The organism is Sphingobacterium sp. Lzh-3 (assembly GCF_046764375.1).
GTDB lineage: Bacteria > Bacteroidota > Bacteroidia > Sphingobacteriales > Sphingobacteriaceae > Sphingobacterium.
Window position 1 is genome coordinate 2368654 of record NZ_CP177226.1, and the last position, 20272, is coordinate 2388925.

The 20272-nt window shown below is 40.7% G+C and carries 15 protein-coding genes; 10 read left to right on the forward strand and 5 right to left on the reverse strand.

What is annotated here, in order from left to right; genetic code table 11:
* The first annotated feature begins 55 nt into the window (after positions 1-55).
* The gene (locus ACLCDV_RS09675; RefSeq protein WP_411973538.1) at positions 56-2392 is read left to right on the forward strand and encodes a mechanosensitive ion channel family protein; all 2337 of its coding nucleotides are present in this window, start codon (positions 56-58) and stop codon (positions 2390-2392) included.
* A 55-nt stretch (positions 2393-2447) separates the two neighbouring features.
* Here ACLCDV_RS09675 and ACLCDV_RS09680 read toward each other — a convergent pair whose 3' ends face one another.
* Positions 2448-3278 carry an AraC family transcriptional regulator gene (locus ACLCDV_RS09680; protein WP_411973539.1) on the reverse strand — a complete coding sequence of 277 codons (831 nt, stop codon included), beginning with the start codon at positions 3276-3278 and terminating at the stop codon, positions 2448-2450.
* A gap of 107 nt (positions 3279-3385) precedes the next feature.
* Between ACLCDV_RS09680 and ACLCDV_RS09685 the strand changes: the two genes are divergently transcribed.
* The gene (locus tag ACLCDV_RS09685) at positions 3386-4300 is read left to right on the forward strand and encodes an AEC family transporter (protein WP_333575496.1); all 915 of its coding nucleotides are present in this window, start codon (positions 3386-3388) and stop codon (positions 4298-4300) included.
* Between the two features lie 246 nt (positions 4301-4546).
* A complete protein-coding gene (locus ACLCDV_RS09690) occupies positions 4547-4993 on the forward strand; it encodes a DoxX family protein (RefSeq protein WP_075991990.1) in 447 nt (148 codons plus the stop codon).
* Between the two features lie 37 nt (positions 4994-5030).
* Here the strand turns inward: ACLCDV_RS09690 and purL are convergent, their stop codons facing one another.
* Positions 5031-8762, reverse strand: coding sequence for a phosphoribosylformylglycinamidine synthase (purL, locus tag ACLCDV_RS09695; RefSeq protein WP_411973540.1), 3732 nt, complete (start codon positions 8760-8762; stop codon positions 5031-5033).
* 510 nt (positions 8763-9272) lie between these two features.
* On the opposite strand from purL, the gene pheT reads away from it, so the two are divergent.
* From pheT to rny, 4 genes are all read left to right on the forward strand, one after another.
* Complete coding sequence (pheT, locus tag ACLCDV_RS09700; RefSeq protein ID WP_333575493.1) at positions 9273-11669, forward strand: phenylalanine--tRNA ligase subunit beta; 2397 nt, start codon at positions 9273-9275, stop codon at positions 11667-11669.
* A 40-nt stretch (positions 11670-11709) separates the two neighbouring features.
* A complete protein-coding gene (locus ACLCDV_RS09705) occupies positions 11710-12015 on the forward strand; it encodes a hypothetical protein (protein WP_046675830.1) in 306 nt (101 codons plus the stop codon).
* A gap of 54 nt (positions 12016-12069) precedes the next feature.
* Positions 12070-12360 carry a cell division protein ZapA gene (locus ACLCDV_RS09710; RefSeq protein WP_046675831.1) on the forward strand — a complete coding sequence of 97 codons (291 nt, stop codon included), beginning with the start codon at positions 12070-12072 and terminating at the stop codon, positions 12358-12360.
* 354 nt (positions 12361-12714) lie between these two features.
* Positions 12715-14268 (forward strand): ribonuclease Y, encoded by a 1554-nt coding sequence (gene rny, locus ACLCDV_RS09715; protein WP_075991992.1) that lies wholly within the window; start codon positions 12715-12717, stop codon positions 14266-14268.
* Positions 14269-14542: 274 nt separating this feature from the next.
* On the opposite strand, the gene ACLCDV_RS09720 is transcribed toward rny, so the two are convergent.
* Positions 14543-15193: an HAD-IA family hydrolase gene (locus ACLCDV_RS09720; protein WP_411973541.1), complete on the reverse strand. Its 651-nt coding sequence runs from the start codon at positions 15191-15193 to the stop codon at positions 14543-14545.
* Between the two features lie 141 nt (positions 15194-15334).
* On the opposite strand from ACLCDV_RS09720, the gene ACLCDV_RS09725 reads away from it, so the two are divergent.
* On the forward strand, positions 15335-15862 hold the full coding sequence (locus ACLCDV_RS09725) for a hypothetical protein (RefSeq protein WP_411973542.1): 528 nt from the start codon (positions 15335-15337) through the stop codon (positions 15860-15862).
* Positions 15863-16005: 143 nt separating this feature from the next.
* On the opposite strand, the gene ACLCDV_RS09730 is transcribed toward ACLCDV_RS09725, so the two are convergent.
* Both ACLCDV_RS09730 and ACLCDV_RS09735 read right to left on the reverse strand, forming a co-directional pair.
* Complete coding sequence (locus tag ACLCDV_RS09730) at positions 16006-17331, reverse strand: ABC transporter permease (protein WP_336834559.1); 1326 nt, start codon at positions 17329-17331, stop codon at positions 16006-16008.
* On the reverse strand, positions 17324-18259 hold the full coding sequence (locus ACLCDV_RS09735) for an ABC transporter ATP-binding protein (RefSeq protein WP_411973543.1): 936 nt from the start codon (positions 18257-18259) through the stop codon (positions 17324-17326). The genes ACLCDV_RS09730 and ACLCDV_RS09735 overlap by 8 nt, the downstream gene beginning before the upstream one ends.
* A 434-nt stretch (positions 18260-18693) precedes the next feature.
* Between ACLCDV_RS09735 and yihA the strand changes: the two genes are divergently transcribed.
* Both yihA and ACLCDV_RS09745 read left to right on the forward strand, forming a co-directional pair.
* Complete coding sequence (gene yihA / locus ACLCDV_RS09740; RefSeq protein ID WP_075991997.1) at positions 18694-19323, forward strand: ribosome biogenesis GTP-binding protein YihA/YsxC; 630 nt, start codon at positions 18694-18696, stop codon at positions 19321-19323.
* Positions 19324-19340: 17 nt separating this feature from the next.
* Complete coding sequence (locus ACLCDV_RS09745) at positions 19341-20195, forward strand: UbiA-like polyprenyltransferase (RefSeq protein ID WP_317667413.1); 855 nt, start codon at positions 19341-19343, stop codon at positions 20193-20195.
* The last annotated feature ends 77 nt before the right edge of the window (positions 20196-20272 follow it).

Below are 20272 nucleotides of genomic sequence, written 5' to 3' on the forward strand. Positions count from 1 at the left end.
GTTCATTGCATTTGGCTACACATTGCCAGGTAAGGAAATCAACAAAATTAGAAGTATGAAATTGGGCATTGTTAAGCGTTTTATTTTTGTCTTAAGTCTCTTGGCTTTTCAGTTGCATGTGTCTGCACAGGATTCAGTTCAGGTTAGAAAAAATCAGAGTAACGATCGAACCGCGGCACATGTTGGCTTCAATAAAAGGCCAGCTGTGGATTCCACACGTGTTGGCAATGACTCCTTACGCAATGACCTGAAGAAGCTCAATTTGACTTTTCTTGCTAATATTCGAACAGGTTCAATGGCAGATTTCGTTGCACAACTGAATGAGAAATCCAATACGTATACTGCAACCAATACAGGATCCGCCAAAGACAGTATTGCAGCAATAAAAAATAGTATTCACGAAGAAATTAGGCAGCTGAAGTCTATTAAGGGCAGTATCAGTAATTATTCAAACAGTCTTACTATTACCCAGGATCAGATCAGGAATTTGGTCAACCGGTATGATATTAGTACCAGTAATCATAGTCGCGCGTACCAATACCTTGATAATGCTCAGCTCAAGCTGTCGGCAAAAATGGATTCTTTGGAGGTAATCAACCGTACGATAGATGAACTTATCGCCAAGAACCAACGCCATTTGTTGCGTCTGGATGCTGTGCATGAAGTGAAAAATGTAAGTAAAAAGGTCGATTCTACATCGAGCAAAAGTTCGATCTGGAAAGCGAATACGGCCGCAATTTCAAAAGATGTCTTATTAAATAATATCCGTACAAATTATAGTAATAATAAATCGATTGACAAATATGTCAACCGGACGGACTGGGCAAGCCGTATCCTATTGATTGTATTGGGATTGGGCTATTGCTACTGGATTGTGCGGGTGTCCTACATCCTTCGACAGAATGATTCTGAACATAAACTTGCGATTGATGCTATCGTTGGGAAAACAATTATTTTTCTCTTGACACTGTTGCCTTTTGTAAACTTCTTTACACCAAGTTTCATTCTGCAGGCTTCCCAATTGGTCATTATGTTAATCTTCATGTTTTTGCTAAGGCATCGCATGAGCGGATTACAGCGTAAAATTGCCATTATCCTCATTGTATTTTACATCCTGGATGTATTTGTCAATATGATCGTAAGCGATGACCTCTTTTTAAGGATTGTTTGTATCGCCTTTAATCTGATCGCACTGGGACTTGTTAGCTACACAAAGCGACGAATCAAAAATGCGAACAGTCCGGGGTATATCAGCAATTTTATTTATGTTGTTTTCGCTATCCTCAATATCACGGCAATTACCTTGAATATGATTGGCCATGTTGAGCACTCGCGGAGCTTTAGTATTGCCTGTGCCGTTGGTTTAGTCCAATCCTTTACGTTGCAGTATTTTGCAGACATGATTAAGGCTGATGTGCGTAATCAGTTTAAAAAAGATCGACTGACTGCAGGATTCTGGATGCGTTTTAACGAACAGCGTACATTGGCTATCATCACCGAAATCCTTCGGATCGTCTGTGTGCTTTTGGCCATTATTGTATTGGCAAACAACTTACAGTTTATAGAAACACTATTGGCCGCGAGCGAAGTCTTTTTTGGCAAAGTGCGCAGCATTGGAAGCATATCTTTTACACTCGGCAACCTTGTTGTGGCTGTTTTACTGCTTCTCGTGGCTAACTGGTTTCAAAAAAATATCAGTTTGATTGTTCTCGGCGGTGAAGACGGTCAGCTTAGCCAGGTCTATAATCAGAAGATGACCCTATTTCCGCTATTTCGTTTAGCGATTATTCTGATTGGTTTTTTTATGGCAATCTCTGCCCTGGGAATGAGTTTGGATAAACTTACCGTTGTCATCGGAGCACTGAGTGTTGGTATTGGTCTGGGCATGCAGAATATCATCAATAATTTTGTGTCTGGTATTATTTTAGTTTTTGACAAGCCATTTCGGGTGGGTGACCAAATTGAGCTTGCCGACAAAAAAGGGCGGGTCAAAGAAATCGGTATACGTGCCAGTGTCCTAAAAACTGCAGATGGTGCCGACGTTATCATCCCAAATGGCGATTTACTCTCTGGAAGAGTCGTCAATTGGACTTTATCACAGGAGTACAGCAAAACAAGCTTTGTACTCCATATCGATCGACAGGCCGATCTGGACAAAGCGAAAGAATGGATTAAAGATGCGATGATGGCGAGCCCATATTACATCCAGGAAAGAGACAGCGGGATCAGCATACAGGATATCAGTGCGGAAATGATCTATCTAAGTGTTTACTGCTGGGTAAACGCGGCGGGCAATGCCTCGTCGCTTAAAAACGATGTGCTGCTTGTATTATACAAAAAGTTTGAAGCGGAGGGGTTGAAATTTTATAGTGTCATTCCACCCAAAAATTAATTTATCAATTGACTTTTTCTGACGAGTGTGCATCATGGATTATGGGCAAGGCTTATTATTTAGTCAAATGAGTTCGGAAATATAAGGGGCTGAATCCCTTGGCCCGTTTGTAGAAATGGGAAAGATGGCTCTCGTCGGTAAATCCGAGTTCTGCAGCAATTTGTTTCAAGGTATAATCTTTGGATTTAAGTCTGTTTTCGATGAGTTCGATCCTGTAGCTGTTGATATAGGCTCTTAAACTGGTGCCGAAGTTCTTCTTAAAATAGATTCCAAAATAGGATGGAGCAATATTAAATTTCTGAGCCAGCAGGTTGACCTGAAGTTTTTCGGGCGAAAAAATATAGCGATGAATATAAGCCGAAATCGATCGGTCAACATATAGTTCATGCTGCTGGGTTAAGCGTTGTGTTTCTGATATTTCTTTGTAGAGCCCAAAGATCGCAACGAGTTGGTCAAATAGCCAATCAGAACGTTCGTTGACAGTGGTATTACTATACAGTCGGACAGCTTCCAGGATATGTGAATAAATTAGGCGATGGTGTTCGTCCATATACAGTTTGCGTTCCTTTATTCCTTTATCGTTCATTAGCTCCATAATCCAGGCATAGCGCTTTAGATTACGTTTATTCTGCAGGAAGTAGGTGTCTGTAAATAAAATAAACAAAAAATGGGTCTTTTCTTCAATGTTAAAATAATGCTTGTCTGCGGGACTAATTAAGAACACATCGCCAGGTTCATAATTCAGTTCAAATTTGTTGATCACATGGGTTCCTTTGCCCGAACGAATATAAACAAGCTCATAATAATTTTGCTCGTGGGGGGGCAAATGAAAACTATCCTCAATAAATTCGCTGATCCGTAAAGGTTCAAACTGTTTTTTGCGCATTGCTCTCCTGGTATATATCTTTAAATGTACATAAAAATAATGTATTTGTACATGTTATTGCCTGCTCTACTATCGCACCTTTGTGTCGTATAAAATGATAAGAAAACATGATTAATTTTATAATGATTGCATTTTGCATCGCAGCGGGGATGGTATTAAGGCGAACAAATTTAATTCATTCCGAAGCACATAAAGGGATCAATACCTGGATTCTTTATTTTGCGCTGCCGGCGGTGTCTTTCAAATATATTCCGAAGATCGTATGGTCATCACAATTACTGTTTCCCGTGTTTTCGGCAATCCTCGTTTGGGCAGGTAGTTGGTTATTTATGGAAGTGTACTGTCGGCGCAAAAATTATAAACAGCGTTCCCGCAGTAGCTTGGAATTGGCCGCAGGTTATAGCAATACATCCTTTATAGGCTTTCCATTGATCATCGCCTATTTTGGTGAAGCCCAATTGCCGATTGCAATTATTTGCGACCAAACTACATTTATTCTACTTTCTACAGCCGGAATCATCAATGCACTAAAAGCGAATGTCCAGGATGGCGAAACGATCGATGTCAAATTTATGCTTCGAAAGTTAGTCAGCTTTCCACCTCTAATCGGTTGTATAACTGCTTTAATGCTGTCTCAATTTGTTGACCTTTCAGTTGCCGAGCCTTTTTTCGATAAGTTGGTGGCCACCGTTGGGCCATTGGCCTTATTTTCTATTGGTTTGCAGTTGAAGTTTGATGGTTGGCGACAACAGATTTCGCAGATCAGTACAGCGATGAGTTATAAATTGATTCTAGCGCCAGCATTGGTATTACTATTTGCATTACTACTTGGTGTGAAGGGAGCTGTTGCGCGGATCAGTATATTCGAAGCAGCTATGCCAACCTTGGTCACTTCGGGGATCATTGCCGAGCAATACCATCTGAATACCAAGCTGGTCAATCTGGTTATCGGTTTTAGTATTGTTGTGGGGCTGCTAACAACTGCATTTTGGGATTTTGTTATTCGACTTTTTTTCTCCTAACCTACGGTTGCAATGATTGATTGATTGATTGATTGATTGATTGATTGATTCATTGATTGATTCATTGATTGATTTTGAAAACAGCGTAGGCCTGATTTGGCTGCGATTTGTCATATCCGAAGTATTGTGTAGGCGTGGGGATGTATTCACTTCGTAACATTTTGATAGTGAATCATCTCATGCGAACAACTTTTTTGCTGTTCAACTGTTATTAGGCTATAACCATCTATAAAAAGGAGGTATATTATGAACCTGATACACAAAATTGAACATTGGGGCGATGCTCATCACCCACAATGGATTGATTACCTAAGAATTGCTTTAGGGGTCGTTATTTTTGCCAAAGGTGTAAGTTTCGTAAATGATAGGGATGTTGTTCAACATATGATTGAACAAAGTAGTTTCCACTTATCATCATGGGGTGCTGTTCACTATGTGGTTTTTACCCATTTGGTGGGAGGGTTGTTCCTAATTTTAGGTTTTCAAACCCGTTTGGCCTCACTACTGCTATTTCCGGTACTGGTAGGGGCTGTATTTTTTGTTAATATCACCCACGGCTTTAGTTATTTGAATTCCGAATTGTGGCTTTCTATAGTCGTATTCTTTTTGCTGATCTTTTTTATGGTCATGGGTTCTGGAAAATACTCCCTAGACCAAATGATGAACAAACCAGGATACAAAAGGGATATCTAAAAAAAAGCTCCTTCATACATGAAGGAGCTTTTCTTTATTATTTGCCTTGCGCGTCAATCCATCGACGTGCATTAACGAATGCTTCAATCCAAGGAGAAACTTCGTCCTGACGACCTTTTGGATAATTTGCCCAATGCCATTGGAACACCGAGCGCTCAATATGTGGCATAGTAGCCAAGTGACGTCCAGTCTTATCGCAGACCATTGCTGTATTATAGTCCGAACCATTTGGGTTATGCGGATATTGCTCATACGCATATTTTGCAACGATATTGTATTGCTCTTCAGCATATGGAAGGTTGAATTTTCCCTCCCCATGTGAGATCCAAACACCCAATGTACTTCCCGCCAGTGTCGATAACATGACGGAATTGTTTTTCTGAACTTTTACAGATACAAAGTTTGACTCGTGTTTTCCGGAAGTATTGTGTAGCATTTTTCCGTGGATTTCATGCTCAGGATTGATCATCTCAAGTTCCATAAATAGCTGACAGCCATTACAGATACCAACCGAAAGTGTGTCCGGACGAGCAAAGAAATCGGTCAGGGCTTTTTTCGCTTTTTCATTGTAAAGGAAAGCTCCGGCCCAACCTTTTGCCGAACCCAATACATCTGAGTTCGAGAAACCACCTACAGCACCTATAAATTGGATGTCTTCCAATGTCTCACGACCCGCGATCAAATCGGTCATGTGAACATCTTTTACATCAAATCCTGCCAAGAACATGGCGTTAGCCATTTCGCGTTCGGAGTTGGAACCTTTCTCACGAAGGATCGCGGCTTTCGGACGTGGTTTAGTTCCGTCGATTACTGGTTTCTTACCATCAAATTGACTTGGGAAAGTAAAGGCTAGGGGTTGATTTTTATAATTATCGAAACGTTGTTGTGCTGTTCCATTTTTAGATTGCTTTGAATCCAAAAGGAATGATGTTGTAGACCATACATCGCGGGTTGCTGCGACATCAAAGCTGAATACCGCTTCTTGATTTTTAATCGTTACCGTATTACCTTCGATCACCTGGCCAATTTTAACCGCGTCCACAGCAGCTTCCTTGACAATCGCTTCAAAAGCAGCGTCGTCTTTCGCTTGCAGGACAAGTGCAATATTCTCATTAAAGAAGGCTTTTACGCTATCAGATTCATTTAATGCTGAAAGGTCATAGTTGGCGCCTAGATTCACATCGGCAAAGGTCATTTCCAATAAGGTGGTAATTAAGCCCCCCGATCCGACGTCGTGACCAGCTTCGATCTGTCCTTCGTTAATTAATTGTTGTACGGTATTGAATGCTGTTTTGAAATAAGCAGCATCTTGAATGGTCGGTACTTCAGTACCTAATTTATTGATGATTTGTGCAAATGACGAACCTCCTAATTTGAACTGATCTTTTGATAAGTTGATGTAATAGATCGATCCGGCCTTTTTGTTCAGCACCGGTTCTACCACTTTTGTGATATCCGTACAATTTCCTGCGGCAGAAATGATCAATGTGCCTGGGGCAATGACGTTTTCGCCGTTTGGATATTTTTGCTTCATCGACAAAGAATCCTTTCCCGTCGGGATATTGATTCCCAATGCAATGGCAAAATCCGAGCAGGCTTTAACAGCTTGGTATAAGCGGGCATCTTCCCCCTCATTATTGGCCGCCCACATCCAGTTGGCCGATAGGGAGATTCCTGCGAGGCCATTTTTGATTGGCGCAAATACGATGTTGGAAAGCGATTCGGCAATAGCCGTTCTACTTGCCGCCGCTGGATCCACCAAGGCAGCAACAGGCGAGTGACCTATTGTTGTCGCAATACCTTCTTTACCTTTATAGTCAAGTGCCATAACACCGACGTTGTTCAACGCTAACTGCAATGGACCTGCACATTGTTGTTTGGCAACACGGCCACCAACACAACGGTCTACTTTATTGGTTAACCAATCTTTCGAAGCAACAGCTTCCAGTTGTAATACTTGGTTTAAGTAGTTTGGAATGTCGGCTGCATCATAAGCAAGATCAGCGTAATTGCGAACTACAGTTTTATCGCGCATGAAAGTTTTTGGGGATGAACCAAAGAAATCTTCAAGGGCGTAATCCATTGGTTTTTCACCTGTACTTTTCGATTCAAAAGTAAAGCGGTGGTCGCCAGTGACATCACCTACAGTGTACATTGGTGCACGTTCGCGATCTGCAACACGTTTTAACGTATCAATATCATCTTCAGCGATCACAAGTCCCATACGTTCTTGCGATTCATTACCGATAATTTCTTTCGCCGATAATGTAGGATCTCCCACAGGAAGCGCATCCAGATCAATTAAACCTCCGGTCTCTTCAACAAGTTCAGATAAACAGTTTAAGTGGCCACCTGCACCATGATCATGGATAGAGACAATTGGGTTATGATCGGACTCTACTAAGCCACGAACAGCATTCGCTGCACGTTTTTGCATTTCGGGATTGGAACGTTGAATCGCATTAAGCTCAATTCCAGAACCAAATGCTCCCGTATCTGCAGAAGATACAGCAGCTCCACCCATTCCGATGCGGTAATTTTCACCACCTAGGATAACGACTTTATCACCAGTTTTCGGCGTATGTTTTTTCGCTTGATCTAGTTTTCCATAGCCAACACCACCAGCCTGCATAATGACTTTGTCGTAGCCAAGTTTACGGCCATCCTCTTCATGCTCGAAGGTCAATACAGAACCTGTAATGAGGGGCTGACCAAACTTATTACCGAAGTCAGAAGCACCGTTGGAAGCTTTGATCAGGATGTCAACTGGGGTTTGGTATAACCATTGACGCTCTTGCATCGCATTTTCCCATGGGCGTGTTTTGTTGAGTTCCTTTGCTGGCTCAGTTATTGTTCCTGCCTGAAGGTCCAATTTATTTTGTTCCAATCGCGAATAAGCAGTCATATATACGGCTGTACCCGCCAATGGAATCGCTCCTTGGCCACCGGCCATACGGTCGCGGATTTCACCACCTGACCCAGTAGCAGCCCCCGAAAATGGCTCTACAGTAGTTGGAAAATTGTGTGTTTCTGCTTTTACTGATAAAACCGAATCAAATGCTTTCTCTTCGTAAAAATCAGGTTTGTCGGCAGATTTAGGTGCAAATTGTGTGACACGCGGACCTTTAACAAAGGCAACGTTATCTTTATAAGCAGAAACAATCTCGTTCGGATTGGTTTCAGAAGTCTTTTTGATTAATTTAAATAGGGAAGTGGGCTGCTCTTCGCCATCGATGATAAAAGTACCATTGAAAATCTTGTGTCTACAGTGTTCAGAATTTGCTTGTGAAAAAGCGAATACTTCTGAGTCTGTAAGCAGACGACCCAACTTGGTCGAAAGATTATTGAGGTAGTCTACTTCTTCTGGATTTAGCGCAAGGCCCTCAGATTTGTTGTAGGCCTCGATGTCTTCAATTTCCAATATCGGTTCAGGTGTGATGTTGACGGTATACATGTCCTGTGTCAACATACTGAACTTTTGTGAAATCATTGGATCGAAGTCATTGAAATCCGCTGGTACCGGTTGAAATTCTTCTATACGAACAATTCCTGCAATGCCCATATTTTGTGTGATTTCTACGGCATTGGTACTCCAGGGAGTAACCATCGCAGCGCGGGGTCCTACAAAGTAATGGTTAAGGTTTTGGTCGTCTAGTTTTTTGGCGTTGCCGAATAGCCAGTTGAGTTTAGTAATGTCTTCTTGTGATAAAGAGTTTACGCTTTGAACACCATATACAGTGTTCGATGGGTTCTCAAAGAAATGAATCATTATAAATGTTTGTTTTGAACGTTCTTCAAATTAAAGCACAAAGTTACATATTTATTTTGATGGAAATGCTTGAATTTTCATTAAAAAATAGGTTCAGGTTGCGTTTATTGGAAAAGGCCAAAATTGCTGTTTTGTGTAAATAAGTGTAAAGTTGTGTTAATTCATGTAAATAAAAGTTATAATTAATAATTGCATTCGTTTCGCTCGGGGAAAGCCCCTACATTCGCAGCATTCATCACCTATGAATAAATATGATTATCCTTGGGAAGGGATTTATGAACTCCTTCATACGATCTCTTCCTTCGGTATAAATCTAAGGTCCAAATAGCTAACTTGGTTCTATCGTATCAACTTTCCAAAAAAGATAAAATCGCTTGCTGCCTAGCTTAATGAAGTCTTTTGAGGAGCCTACTTACTGCATTAAATTCAGGCCAACTGTCGATGAAGGGTAAATTGACGTTGGATATAAACTCAAATTTATCTAAGTTTGTGCATCAAATCAAATTCGAGATGAATATTTCATATAATTGGTTAAAACAACACGTTAATATAGATTCGACACCGGAGGAACTATCGCTTATCTTGACAAATACAGGATTGGAAGTAGAAGCTTTGGACGTCGTGCAGAGTATCCCAGGTGGATTGGATGGTTTGGTTGTTGGTGAAGTGAAAACTTGTGAACAGCATCCTAATGCCGATAAATTGAGAGTAACTACCGTTGATGTCGGTGGGCCGGAGTTATTGCACATTGTATGTGGCGCACCGAACTGTCGTACAGGATTGAAAGTCATTGTTGCTACAGTAGGCACGACATGCCATCCGCTTACAGGAGAGCCTTTTAAAATTACCAAATCTAAAATTCGTGGTGAAGTTTCCGAAGGTATGTTATGTGGAGAAGATGAAATCGGTTTAGGTACATCCCATGCGGGTATCGTTGAATTACCAGCTGATGTTGCCGTGGGGACCTTAGTGAAAGATCATTTCAATATCCAGGATGATTACCGTTATGAAATTGGTTTAACGCCAAATCGTGCAGATGCAGCTTCGCATTTAGGCGTTGCAAGAGATATTGCTGCACATTTCCGTACAAAAGTGTTAAAAGCAGACGTTTCTGCATTCGAGGCTGCTGAGGCTGAGGGAACGGCAGTGGTCGTTGCAGACGCACAGGCTTGCCCACGTTATAGTGGTATCAATATTAGCGGTGTTCAGGTTGGAGAATCTCCTGATTGGTTAAAAGAGAAATTAAATGTTATCGGTGTTCGCCCGATCAATAATATTGTCGACGTCACAAATTATATATTACACGATTTAGGTCAGCCATTGCATGCATTTGATGCTGATAAAATTGCGGGAAATAAAGTCCTTGTTCGCCTTGCGACTGAGGGCGAGAAATTTGTTACCCTAGATGGTGTGGAGCGTACCTTGTCTGCAGAGGACTTGGTGATTGCCGATGCTGAAAAACCGATGTGTATTGCCGGGGTTTTTGGTGGAGCGTATTCGGGGGTATCTGGCGAAACGACCAACGTATTTTTGGAGTCGGCTTATTTCAATGCTGTTTCTGTACGGAAGACTTCCAAAAGACATGGTTTAAAAACAGATGCTTCTTTCCGTTTCGAACGTGGTACTGATCCTAATATTACGGTTGAAGCATTGAAGCGCGCAGCTTTATTGATTCAAGAAATTGCAGGTGGAACGATTTCATCTACCCTAAAGGATGAGTATCCTGTCGTGATTAAACCATTTTCATTTCACGTTAGCTATGCAAATGTGGTTCGTTTGATTGGTCAGGCGATTCCAAATGAGGAAATTAAATCAATCATCGTTGCGTTAGGTATTGAAATAGCCGCAGAAAGTGAAGCGGGTCTTGATGTGTTGGTGCCTGCATATCGTGTCGATGTCACACGTGAAGTGGATATTGTAGAAGAAGTGTTGCGTATTTACGGTTATAACAACATTGAGTTGAAATCACAAATTAAAGCATCTTTAAATACGGCTGAAAAACCAGATAAAGAAGTTGTCTTAAATCAATTGGCCGATCTGTTGATCGCTAATGGATTTCGTGAAATTTTATCCAATTCATTGACGAAGCTGGATTATGCCGATGATAGTGAAACAGCGGTTAAATTGCTTAATCCCCTGAGTTCAGATTTGGATACCATGCGTCAAAATATGGTGTTTTCTGCTTTGAGTGCGATCGAATATAACCAAAAGCGAAGAAATTTTGATGTGAAATTCTTTGAATACGGTAAAACTTATGCGCTTGATGGCGAAGGTTATAAAGAAACGCAGCACTTTGCTTTCGTTATGGCGGGTAAGGGTGAAGCCGAGCAGTGGAACAACAACAAAGGAAGCGTTAATTTCTATAACCTAAAAGCAGCAGTAGATACTATTGTTAAAAGGCTGAAAATTGAAGGAATTCAGATACAAGATGCTACAAGTTCACATTTTGCCTATGGTTTGAACTATATGAAAGGGCAGAAATGTTTGGTTTCATTTGGTGCAATTGCAAACGCGGATTTGAAAAAAGCAGATGTTGAAGGTCAGGTTTTCTTTGCTGATTTTGACTGGGATGTTTTGATGAAAATTATTCGTAAGAATAGCATCCAATATAAAGAAGTTTCCAAATTCCCGGCTGTACGCAGAGATTTGTCACTCTTGATTGACGAAAATGTGAGCTTCGATAAGCTACAATTTGTCGCTCAGAAGACCGAACGCAAGCTTTTAAAGGAGGTAAATGTGTTTGACGTGTATAAAGGTGATAAAATTCCGCAAGGGAAAAAGTCTTATGCTCTGAGCTTTATCTTGCAGGATGAAGAAAAAACACTTACTGATAAGCAAATTGATGCGATAGTTCAAAAATTAATTGTTAATTTTGAGAAGGAACTAGGCGCGGAAGTGCGTGGTTAATTAGAGATACAACATTAATTGGTAATATTCAATTTATATTATGGCAACATTGTCTTCACAAATGAATCTGATCGTTGAGAAAACGAAAAATTTAATTCAATTGTGCGAAGTCTTGCAAGAAGAAAATGATTTGCTTAAATTAGAGGTACAATCCTTAAAAGTGGCTTTCGATGCGAGCAACGATAAGAGCAAGCAATTGGAAGAGAAGGTTAAAGCGTTGGCAGTTGCCCGTACGTTAGATTCTGAAACGGATAAGGAAGCAATTAATGAAAAAATACTTGACACAAAACAAAAAATTAACGATTTTGTGCGGGAAATAGACAAGTGTATTAGTTTGTTGAAATAGTTGGGAGAAGTGTTATCGGATTCAAACTAATACAACGTTAAAAAGCTCAAAGAAATGGGAGAGATTTCCATAAAAATAAATATCGCAGATCGTGTTTATCCCCTTCGGGTGGAGAGCGCGGAAGAAGAAGTAATTCGACACGCTGCGAAATTGATAAATGAAAAAGTAAAGGAATTGCAGGAAAACTATACTGTGAGAGATAAGCAGGATTTGTTATCCATGTGTGTATTGCAATTTGCGACGCGTATGCTTAATGCAGAACGGCAGTCTCAAAACCACGAAGTGGGTTTGGAAAATTCAGTACAGGAACTTGATCAGTTGTTGACGGATTTCTTTAAAAAATAAATTTACGTTCTTTATATTTAGAGCTTAAACGACGAATTTGCCGCAATTAAATTCGGGTTGTCACTATTTTAAACTTAACGCTTCAATATTACAGGCGCAAAAAGATATAGGCCATTTTGCGAAAGCCATCTGGGTCACAATCTAAGCCTAATTATGTAATCACGAAGTTTAATAATACATGAGACCTGTTTAAATTTAATTGCGGTTTTTTTTTGTCATGTAGTGCTGATGCACTTATTGGGATCGCTACTGAGTTGGCTTATACCAAGGATAAGGGAACAGGCTGATTGGTGATTTTACTGGAAATTGAACATAATTAATAAAAACAAACACAAATAATACAATTATACATACATGGACATCGCAATTTATAGCATAATTTCTCTGATTGTTGGTGTTGTTATAGGTCGTTATCTATTGGTTCTGTTATTTAAAAAACAAGAACAGGAAGCCAAGGATAAGGTAAATAGCATACTGAAAGATGCAGAGCAGGAAGGGGAACACATTAAAAAGAAACGCCTGTTAGAGGCCAAAGAAAAGTTCCTTCAATTAAAATCTGAACACGAAAAGGAAGTCAATCAACGTAACAATACCATCAACCAAAAGGAAAATACGTTAAGACAAAAAGAACAGTCAATTAACCAAAAGCTGGAAAACATCAATCGCGATAAGCAAGAGGTGGATACCAAGAAAAAGCAATTGGATAAGTTGGTTGAACTGAATGAAAAGAAATCTGAAGAAGTAGAAACGCTCAAATTACAACAGATTAAGCAATTGGAAAGTATCGCTGGCGTAACTGCTGACGAAGCAAAAAATCAATTGGTGGACTCGTTGCGCGAAGAAGCCCGCTCACAAGCGATGATTCAAATCAAAGATATTGTGGATGAGGCCAAATTGACGGCGACTAAAGAGGCGAAAAAGGTTGTTATTCAGACCATCCAACGCACTGCTACGGAATCTGCGATCGAAAATACCGTCTCAATTTTCAATATCGAAAATGATGAAATCAAAGGTCGTATTATTGGTCGCGAAGGTCGTAATATTCGTGCATTGGAAGCTGCAACAGGCGTAGAAATCATTGTAGACGATACACCCGAAGCAATTATCCTATCTGGTTTCGATCCCGTACGTCGCGAAATAGCGCGTTTGGCTTTACACCGTTTGGTAACAGATGGTCGTATTCACCCGGCTCGTATTGAAGAGGTTGTTGCTAAGACGCGGACGCAAATAGAGGATGAAATCGTTGAAATTGGTGAACGTACCGCGATCGATTTGGGAATCCATGGTTTGCACCCTGAATTGATTCGTATGGTAGGGCGCATGCGTTACCGCTCGTCTTACGGACAGAATCTTTTACAACACTCGCGTGAGGTAGCTAATTTTGCAGCAACAATGGCGGCAGAACTAGGTCTGAATGTTAAACATGCGAAACGTGCTGGATTACTACACGATATAGGTAAAGTGCCTGATGATAATCCGGAGCTGCCACACGCTATTTTAGGTATGCAACTTGCCGAGAAATACAAGGAACACCCTGATGTATGTAATGCAATTGGTGCTCACCATGATGAGATCGAAATGACTGCCTTAATATCTCCGGTTGTTCAGGCTTGTGACGCGATCTCTGGTGCACGCCCAGGCGCACGTCGTGAGGTTGTGGAAAGTTATATCAAGCGCCTAAAAGAGTTGGAAGATTTGGCTTTATCGTATCCTGGGGTTGAGAAAACCTTCGCGATACAAGCTGGCCGTGAGCTACGTGTCATCGTTGAGAGTGAGAAGGTGTCTGATGCACAGTCGGAAATACTAGCTGCTGATATCTCTAACCGTATTCAAACGGAAATGACTTATCCAGGGCAAATTAAAGTAACTGTAATTCGTGAGACAAGATCAGTGTCTTACGCAAAATAGATCCTAAGGATCCAGCATAAAAAAGCTCCAAACGAAATGTTTGGAGCTTTTTTTATGCAATGCTCCACGTTTCACCAACTTGATTATTTCAGCCATTCCATTCTTCAAAGGGTGGACTTAAATTGAATCGACTCAAATGACTTGATTTGAATTGAATCGGCTTGACTTGAGTTACTTGGATTGACTTGAGTTAAATTTGATTTGACTTAAATTGAAGCAAATTGTAGCCAATAAATAGTTCGGATCTTTTGGATACCCTTTTTATTATCGGTAATTATTGAAAAAATTCCATCAGATCTGTCACTGTAGCCAATAGATAGGTCGGATCTTCCTGTTCGAGTTCGGCTTGGCTACCATAGCCATACAATACACCAACAGCATCCATGCCTGTTTCTCGTGCACCAATCAGATCATGTTTGCGATCTCCGATCATGAGGCAGTCTTGTGGACTTGTTAGCTTGGCCTGTTCCATGACATATTGGATGACACTGGTTTTGGTCGGTCTGGAATCGTCCAAAGCGCTTCCGCCCGCAAAATCAAAATAGGTATTTATTGCAAAGTGCTGTAATATTTTGTGGGCGAAAATTTCGGGTTTGGAGGTCGCAAGGTAGATGCTGTACCCTTTTGTTTTTAGCAACGCTAAAAGCTCAGGTATGCGATCAAACAGGATATTCTCATACAGCCCTATGGTTGAAAAGCGCTCCCGATATTTTTCTACACAGGCGATCGCTTCGCTTTCGTCAAACCCAAAGGTATGTATGAAAGAATCTTTGAGGGGCGGGCCGATCAAGGGTTTGAGGCTATTCAGATCTGCTGTATGGATGCCTTTTGATTCCAAGGCATAGGCAATAGATTTCGTAATTCCTTCCGCGGGGTCGGTCAGGGTTCCGTCCAGATCAAATAAGATATGTTTGTAAGAGTTCATGCTGCAATATTACGGAATAGAATAGGAGTAAGCGAGTTTGTATGCGCTGAAAGCATATAATGACGTGCAGCAGACCAAAAAATAAGGAATATTATCATCTTTAAGGCCTAAGGCATGCCCAATATTTGTTAAATTTGCCGAATGAAACAAAAGAAGAAAGTTCAAGAAGTCGAACCTTTATGTCCCGTAGATAAGTATTTTGCGGAGCTGGATGCTAATTTTCAGGATCCGACCAATCGTCTGATTCAAGCCATCTTTTTACCATTATTGTTTTTTGGTATCATGGGCTGCATCTGGATGATCCCATTTCCACAGTTCGAGTTCTTGGTCAAACTCAATTGGCATACTTTTTTGAATTGGGGGTCTTTCTTCATCGCTATTGTCATTTATTATTATTTAAAGCTGTCCGCAACGTTGTCTTATGCGATATTATTCTCTATCGGGGGCATGAGTTTCTTTATTGTGCAACTGGAATACGCACAAAAGAATGGTGGCCCTGCTGTCATCTGGGTGTGTTTGGGGATCGCATTGCTAGCTATTGTGGCGCTTTTTATCGGTAAGGGAAAGGAAAAGACGAAAATCACAGGACAGCAGTTTCTACAGTTTTTACTTGTCGGACCGATATGGTTGTGGCATTTTGTCTTTAAAAAATTGAATATAAGATATTAATTGAGCTGTTTTTATGTGCCGATCGTACTATTTATGATCGTAGCCTAATCGGGATGCTTTTATATAAAAGAAAAGGGCCAAATTGCTTGCAATTTGGCCCTTTTTATGTTGCTGTAGTTATGCACAGCTGGTTCAGAATACGGCTAGCTTTTGTAATTGAACCATTTGATGATTTCTTTGAGACTTGCTTTTTTACCATAGATCAAAATACCGACACGATAGATGCGGGCAGCAACCCAGGTCACAAATAAGAAGGTCAGTATGAGCAAGGTCAGTGAGGTCAGAATCTGCCACAGGGGTACACCAAAAGGTATGCGAACGAGCATAGCGATGGGAGAGGTGAATGGAATAAAGCTTAACCATGTTGCAATCGGTCCATTGGGATCATTGATAATGACGCCAAAAGAAAGAATATAGGTTAATAGCAAAGGCATGGTAATGGGCATTGAAAACTGATTGGCCTCTGTTTCATTGTCGACAGCTGAACCAGCAGCAGCGAAAATAGCACTATACAGCAGATATCCGGCAATAAAAAACAGAAAGAAGAAAATGATGACTTCCGTGAAGTTAAAGCTTTGGATCGAAGTAAGGATAGAAGCAGAATCATTCTGAGCCATTGCTTTTGATACGGTACTCATATTACCCGCTCCAGGTTGGCTTGCGGCAACCTCCTGCATATCCTGAGGATTGACAAATAGGAGTGTTGCCGTGATAAAAAGGCCTCCTGTAAGCACGAGCCACATGACAAATTGCGTCAGTCCAACCATACCGATCCCAACAATTTTACCCATCATGAGCTGAAAGGGTTTGACCGAGGAAATAATGACTTCGATGATACGGTTGCTTTTTTCTTCGATAATACCACGCATTACCTGGGCACCATAGAGAAACAGGGATAGGTATACTAAGATAGCCAAAGCGACACCAAGACCCATTGCAATGGCTGTATTGCTGTTCTTTTCTTCACCGTCTGCTGTTATTTCTTTTGCATCGATGGTGACTTTGGGCTTAATGGACTGGATAATCTGCAGGTCGATTCCCTTGGCTTTATATTCCTTTTCACGGATGATCTCTTCCAACTGGCCGCTAATGATCTCCTGTGTGACAAAACTTGTCTTGCCGCCGGTAATCAGTTCGGCTCGTTCGCTTGTTAAAATATCTTTTGGAATATAAAGGATCGACTGTTTTCCTTCGCTTTGTGTAAGCTGCGCTTTTTGGGCCTGCAGGTCCAATTTGGATACCGTATAACTTACATTTTTATTGCTTTGGAGTCTGCTGGCAAAGTCGCCTTGCTCATCTAAAATAAAGACTTCGGTGTGCGAATCTTTAAAGCTCTTTTTTGTCAGATAAAACATGCCTGCATACAGTGCGAAAAAGAACAGGGGCACGGCAAAAGTCATGACAATAAAAGATTTTTTCTTGACACGTGATAGGTATTCCCGTTGGATGATAAGTAATATTTTATGCATGATCGTTAGCTGTAGGTGAGATTTGTGTGACTTTTTGGATGAAAATATCCGCCATGGAGGGAACGATTTCAATGAGTTGATTGAGCTGTATTTTGGGGATGAAACGCATTAATACATCATTGATATGACTGTTGTTATTTAGTTGAATTGTAGTGATGTATGTTTTTTCATGCTTTGTTGACGTGATGACCTTAAATAGGGTGTCGTCGGACAGAAGAAAATTATCTTCGCTTGCTGTATATTCCAATCGATAGGTTTGATTTCGGTATTCTTTTTTAATCGCTTGTACAGAACCATCCAGTATTTTTTTCGATCGATTGATGAGGGCAATATTATCGCAAAGCTCTTCCACAGTCTCCATGCGGTGTGTGGAAAATATAATGGTCGCACCTTCTTGATTTAAGCGGAGAATCTGTTCTTTTATGATATTGGCATTTACGGGATCAAATCCCGAAAAGGGCTCATCTAAGATAATCAATTGTGGTTGGTGGATGACTGTAGCGACAAATTGTACTTTTTGCTGCATACCTTTACTGAGATCTTCTATCTTTTTGTCTAACCAGGATGTGATGTCCAGGCGCTGGCACCAATCTCGGATGCGTGCTAAGGCTTCTCGCTTGGAAAGCCCCTTAAGCTGTGCCAAATACAACATTTGATCACCGATTTTCATTTTTTTATACAAACCCCGCTCTTCGGGTAAATAGCCGATTTGAGCAATATGCTGTGGCCCCAACGCTTCGCCATTAAACAGAATTTCGCCGGAATCGGGGGCGGTAATTTGGTTAATAATACGGATCAGGGATGTTTTTCCAGCCCCGTTTGGCCCCAATAGCCCAAAAATCTTACCCTTTGGGATTTGAATGGATACATCGTCCAATGCACGGTGATTGGCGTAATCTTTGGTGACATGATTGATTTCGAGTAACATCTATTTTAAGGTTTAATTTATTCGTTCTTTGGGTTTTTAAGAACATTGCTTTTTTTCCAAAGACTGACGTTTATTTATGTAGTTAGTATCTTGTACAGCTGAATTGTTACAGCGCCCTTAAAAAATTTTATGCAGGGTGATGTTTCCGTTCTTTACACTGGCCTTCTTTTATTACGTGCAGGCCTCTTTATATTCATACAGGTTTTCTTATTACATGCAGGACTTCTTTTATTTGGTTAATACTACATCGTTCTCCGATTGCATAATGCCGCTTCGGAATACGCTTATTCGTTTGACTAATCGTTTGTAGTGAAAGTTAAAAATAATTAGGGACATTTTATTATCCTGCCCATAAAATCGGAAGTCAAGCTTTTTTATGGAATAGAAGCCGTACAAATCTTGTCAAAGGGATTCATTTAACGTACCTTTGTTCCATGGAAGTGAAAAAAGCCGAATTCGTGTGCAGTAACACGAGAGTTGACAAATTACCTGCACCCAATTTGCCGGAATATGCGTTTATCGGACGTTCAAATGTCGGTAAATCATCGTTGATCAATGCAATGACCAACAAGAAAGGACTTGCCAAGACCTCCCAGAAACCTGGTAAGACGCAGTTGATCAATCATTTTATCATCGACGATACATGGTATTTGGTGGATTTGCCAGGTTATGGTTTTGCTAAGGCCTCTAAAACAAGTCGTAATGAATGGGAAAAGTTCATCCGTCGGTATCTTACCCATCGGGACAATTTGCAATGTGTTTTTGTGTTGGTGGATAGCCGTCATGAACCACAAAAGATTGATCTTGATTTTTGCTATTGGTTGGGCGAATGCGGTTTACCATTTATGTTGGTTTTCACCAAAGCCGATAAGCAATCGACTGTTAAATCCGATGCGAATATTGCGAAATTTAAAAAATCATTGCTCCAATGGTTTGAGGAGGTGCCGCCAATTTTCCTAACGTCTGCGGAGAAGAAAATGGGGCATGAGCCTATTTTAGAAGCTATCGATGAAGTTAATGGCCGATTTGTTCGCCCTGAACTCGACGGAAACGAACAGTTTTAGCTAGATTTTAAGTTCAGATGAAAAAATACTTATCCTTAGTTTTATTTGCCCATAGTGTATTTGCATTGCCATTTGCCTTTATTGGCTTCTTTTTGGCATTGCACACAACAGACTATGCCTTTTCGTGGAAATTATTGGTTTTGATGCTCGTTTGTATGGTGACGGCCCGTAATGCTGCCATGGCATTCAATCGTTATCTGGATAGAGATATTGATGCCATTAATCCAAGAACGGCCATGCGTGATATTCCTGCTGGAAAAATTTCCGCTAAAAATGCATTGGTTTTTACGCTGGTAAATTGCTTGATTTTTATTGCAGCTACGTATTTTATCAATTCTCTTTGCTTTATGTTGTCGCCCATTGCACTTTTTGTTGTGCTTTTTTACTCCTATACAAAGCGCATAACGCCCTTATGCCATCTTGTATTGGGGGCAGGGCTGGGATTGGCTCCAATAGGCGCATATATGGTTATTACAGGACAATTTGCGACCGTTCCGGTACTTTATGGTTTCGCTGTGTTGACTTGGGTGAGTGGCTTCGATATTATTTACGCTTTACAGGACGAAGCCTTTGATCGGGCCAATCATCTTAATTCTATACCCGTGTGGTTAGGAACGAAAGGAGCTATGCGCGTTTCGGAATGTCTGCATGTGCTTTCTTTTATATTTATTTTAATACCAGCATTTTTGATGTCTGTAGGTTGGATTTATTATTTAGGTGTGGTCTTTTATGGGGCGTTGCTGATTTACCAGCATACCCTGTTTTCATCGACTAATTTAAGTCGGGTCAATCGCGACTTTATGACAACCAACGGTTATGCCTCGGTGATTTTTGCGGTATTTTACCTCTTGGATATCTGGTTGATCAAATAAATGTTTTAGCATAAAATAAGAAAGGCTTTAGGAATTCCTAAAGCCTTTCTTATTTTTGCATCTAAACCAAAACACAT